Below are 3,255 nucleotides of genomic sequence, written 5' to 3'. Positions count from 1 at the left end.
TTTAACCTTAGTCCTGTCAAAGAAACCAAGCGTTATAGTGAGATTCTGGACCATGCAGTCGCAAATTTCAGAAAGGCTGCTGCCTTATTCAACCCTCCTATAGAACCCATTGAAATTGATTTCGAAGGAAAGAAGTTGAAGGGTTATTTTATGAAACCTGACAACAGCAATGTCAAAAGGCCTACCGTTTACAATGTAGGAGGAGGAGAGTCCTTTAGTGAGGACATGTGTTTCCTTTTTGGGATTGGAGATCAGGAGCGTGGTTACAATGTCATCACGGTAGACCTTCCCGGGATGGGCAATACAGCCATTCAAGGAATGAAAATGGAGCCTACCATGGAAAAGCCCGTCAGTAAAGTGATTGATTACTTAGAAAGCCGACCTGATGTGGATATGGATAAATTGGCAGTCTTTGGCCCAAGTTTGGGAGGATATACTGTGGCCAGGGCAGCAGCCCATGATAAGCGTATCAAAGCCATGATTGCAAACAGCATCATTTTGAACCAATATGAGTATTTGGTTCAGGCCAAGGAGCTGAAGGTTTTGGCCAAATATGAAAACTTCCCCCTGTTTAAAATGATTACCAGGCTATTTGGTTCCTGGTTGGCCGGTCTGTTTAATTTCATGGACATTTACAAATGGAGATGGCAGGTAAATACGATTCAGGAATGGTTGGATGCCTGTAAGGAATTTACGGTAGACCCTTCGGATATTTGCTGCCCCAGTCTTTTATTGGTAGGTGAGGATGAGTTGGCCTACTCGGCTACCGATGGATTTATAGCAGATGCCATGCAAAAGATCAAAAACCCCAAAGTGGATTTGGTAATCGGCAAAGGTGATCAAGGCGCTTCAGGCAAAAACATGCTACCCAATGTTACCCTGATCCGCCATACAGTTTTTGATTGGTTGGATGAAGTTTTCCAAAAAAATGATGAGGAACGCTTAAAAATGAATAAACAACATAATTCAATAAATGGTAAAATTGATCTCATGCGTCGTGTTGGAGCATAGTACTCCTATTAAATAGTTTTAAAAAAGGGGGAGCTTTCCTTTTGGCTTTTTTAACCAAGAGAGCTCTTCCTTTAACTCCTTATTTACCTTAAATTAGCTACATTTTTGGACGTAAATTTCACCAATAAAACTGATTTTTGTCATTTTTTAAACCAGAGTTTTAGGTGAGTTTTGTGTTTTAAATGTCCACATCGAATTACAATGATCATAAATACCATTCAACTTGAGTACAGCATTAGTGGAAAAGAGAACCAAGACACCATTCTTTTTGTACATGGGGCGGGGGGAAGCATTATCCAATTTCAGCGACAACAGGAATTTTTTTCGGCCCAATACAACGTAGTGTTGATTTCCCTTAGGGGACATGGGGATTCTCCAAAGCCGATACCCAATACCACTGAGCAATATGCCTTAACCCTTTTTGCTGAGGATATTATCCAATTGATCAAAGACCAGGATTTGGAGCGCATCCATTTTGTCGGTAATTCTGCCGGAGGAGTCCTAGGTTATGAAGTAGTCAGTCAAATTCCGGAAAAATTCCTAAGCTTAACCACTTTTGGTACTACCGGACAAATGAAATTTCCCAAATTTTTGGCTCCGGTATTCAGAGGTTTCGATGCCTTGATGCTCCGTTACTTTAAAAATTGGTACCTGAATCTGATGGCTGACCAAACTGCCATGAATGCATCCGCAAAAGAAGTATGCTTACAAATGTTTGTAAAGGCAGTGGCTGCCATTCCCCATTTCAGATATAATTTGGTAAATTATGACTATACAGAATTTATTGCCCAATGTCATGTCCCCTACACCCTGATCAGGTGTGAATTTGACAAAGGGATCAACGGCATGTTAAAGTCAACGCTAAAGGCTATCGGGGCCAATCCATCAGCAAAAGTTATTGACTTGAAAGGAGTGGGACATGTGGGGAACCTCGACGATCCAGTGGCTTTCAATACTTGCTTAAAGGACATCTTGAAAAAGCTACCATGAAGAAAGGAATTATTTTAAGCACTTACGGAGATATCTATTATGAACTGTCAGGTATAGACTCTGGTCCTGCTTTGGTGTTTATTCATGGGGTAGGCATGGACCACTTGACTTTCCAAGAACAGCTGGCATCCTTAGAGCAGCATTACAAGGTTTTGGTGTGGGATTTACCGGGCCATGGTGCTTCCACTTTGGAAAATTACCACAAGCGCTTCACTGAATTGTCTGCAGAATGTTTGAATGAGCTGATGGAGTCCTTACAAATTTCCGAGGCAGTTTTGGTAGGTCAGTCCCTGGGCAGTATGGTTGCCCAGCATTTCCAACTCAAATATCCCGAAAAAGTGATGGCTGTGGTACATGCCCCAGGAATTGAGCTGAAATCCCATGTGGGGAATTGGGCTAAACCGCTTGTTCCCGTTTTTATCTTTTTGATGGGCTTGATACCGGAGAGAATGTTCTGCAACTCTTTTGGGAAACATAGGGCAGTAAAAAAGGAAGTTCAGGACTATTTAGCCAGAAGTATCGGGAAAATCGGTAAGAAGTTAGCATTGAAAATCACCGCTGACATGTGCTATGATTTGATCGACCCTTCGCCCCAACCCACCAAAGTTCCCCTCTTGATGCTTTATGGGGAAAAAGACTTGGGCTTTATCAAAAACGCTTCCAAAGCTTGGCATAAAAAGGAACCCGCCAGCCAATGTGTTGAAATCCCCAATGCCAACCATATTGCCAATCAGGATAATCCTGTGGACTTTAACCGTGCATTGAAAGCTTTTTTGGAAGGTTTATAAGTTTAAAACAGACCTGTCAGGTTTTAAAAACCTGACAGGTTTCCCGTACTATCCACAAATAATATCTATCAGTATCCAATATCAATCAATATCAATTAATTTCTATCAATATCTTCAATTCCCCAGCATCCATGAAATCAAAAAAGTTTTATCTCGGCTTAGTTTTATTTCTTCTTGGTATCTCAGGTATCTTGTCCATGTTGACTGTGGACTTCCCCATTCCGGAAGAAATGCTGTTACTATTGGAAGACCAATTTACCCCTTCCCAAATCCAATGGCTGATCTTGATCAATCCTACGATCATTATGTTGATAGCGGTGATTGTGGGAACCCTCCTCTACGAAAAGGTTAACCTGAGTGTTCCCATCCTCGAAAAGATGGTCGGCCTAAAAGAAGATTCCCCACAAACCCGCGAAATACTGATCTATGGGACAATAGGTGGGCTCCTTACGGGTATTGTATTGAG

The 3,255-nt window shown here is 41.7% G+C and carries 3 protein-coding genes and 1 pseudogene; all 4 read left to right on the top strand.

Going from position 1 to position 3,255, the window contains the following annotated elements:
* Positions 1 to 1,011 (top strand): alpha/beta fold hydrolase (locus QZT73_RS02725; RefSeq protein ID WP_291786488.1); only part of this gene is annotated, 1,011 nt, incomplete at its 5' end.
* Positions 1,012 to 1,212: 201 nt separating this feature from the next.
* Complete coding sequence (locus QZT73_RS02720) at positions 1,213 to 2,001, top strand: alpha/beta hydrolase (RefSeq protein WP_291786487.1); 789 nt, start codon at positions 1,213 to 1,215, stop codon at positions 1,999 to 2,001.
* Positions 1,998 to 2,789, top strand: a complete 792-nt coding sequence (locus tag QZT73_RS02715) for an alpha/beta hydrolase (RefSeq protein ID WP_291786485.1) — start codon at positions 1,998 to 2,000, stop codon at positions 2,787 to 2,789. Before QZT73_RS02720 ends, QZT73_RS02715 begins: the two co-directional genes overlap by 4 nt.
* Positions 2,790 to 2,920: 131 nt before the next feature.
* Positions 2,921 to 3,255: pseudogene (locus QZT73_RS02710) on the top strand (CPBP family intramembrane glutamate endopeptidase); the annotation flags it as partial.

The sequence above is a fragment of the Cecembia sp. genome, from assembly GCF_007126775.1.
In the GTDB taxonomy this organism is placed as follows: Bacteria; Bacteroidota; Bacteroidia; order Cytophagales; family Cyclobacteriaceae; genus Cecembia.
Note: the sequence above shows the minus strand (reverse complement) of the source record. Positions and strands in the feature narration are given on the sequence as shown.

Coding starts and splice junctions, on each gene's coding strand:
- QZT73_RS02720 (WP_291786487.1), top strand. CDS start 1,213: ATGATCATAAATACCATTCAACTTGAGTACAGCATTAGTGGAAAAGAG.
- QZT73_RS02715 (WP_291786485.1), top strand. CDS start 1,998: ATGAAGAAAGGAATTATTTTAAGCACTTACGGAGATATCTATTATGAA.